Raw genomic sequence first — 738 nt, forward strand, 5'->3', positions numbered from 1 at the left:
TGTATGTGCCACTTGCTCATTTGAGCGAGAAACAAGCACGTTTCGCTACTTACAACTCGTTGTTGTCAGAAGAAGCGGTATTGGCCTTTGAATATGGCTATGCTACGACAGTACCGAACGCCTTGATCGTTTGGGAAGCGCAATTTGGTGACTTCGTAAACGGCGCGCAGGTCGTCATTGATCAGTTCATTTCAAGTGGTGAGACCAAGTGGCAGCGTGTTTGTGGTTTGACGATGTTGTTACCGCATGGTTTTGAAGGTCAAGGCCCTGAGCATTCATCTGCTCGCCTTGAGCGCTTCTTACAGCTATGTGCTGAAGACAATATGCAAGTTATCACGCCAACGACTCCTGCACAGATCTATCATGCCTTGCGTCGTCAAGCGGTACGTCCAATTCGTAAGCCGTTGATCGTTATGTCACCGAAGAGCTTATTGCGTCATAAGCTGGCAACTTCTAATCTAGAAGAGCTTGCTAACGGTAAGTTTGAAACGGTATTGCCAGAGATGGACGATCACAACGCAGATAAAGTGACTCGTATGGTGCTATGTGGTGGTAAGGTTTATTATGATCTACTAGAACAGCGTCGTGCACTAGGTCTCGATCATGTTGCTATCGTTCGTATCGAGCAGCTATATCCGCTACCAGAGCAACGTTTGGTCGCTGAGATCGAAAAATACAGCAACCTAGCTGAGATTGTATGGACGCAAGAAGAGCCATTGAATCAAGGCGCTTGGTACT

Annotated in this window: 1 pseudogene; it reads left to right on the top strand. The window is 47.0% G+C overall.

Annotated elements, in window-relative coordinates:
- A pseudogene (locus ACS8FC_RS17160) lies at window positions 1–738 on the top strand (2-oxoglutarate dehydrogenase E1 component); the annotation flags it as partial.

Source organism: Psychrobacter sp. 1Y4 (assembly GCF_051847555.1).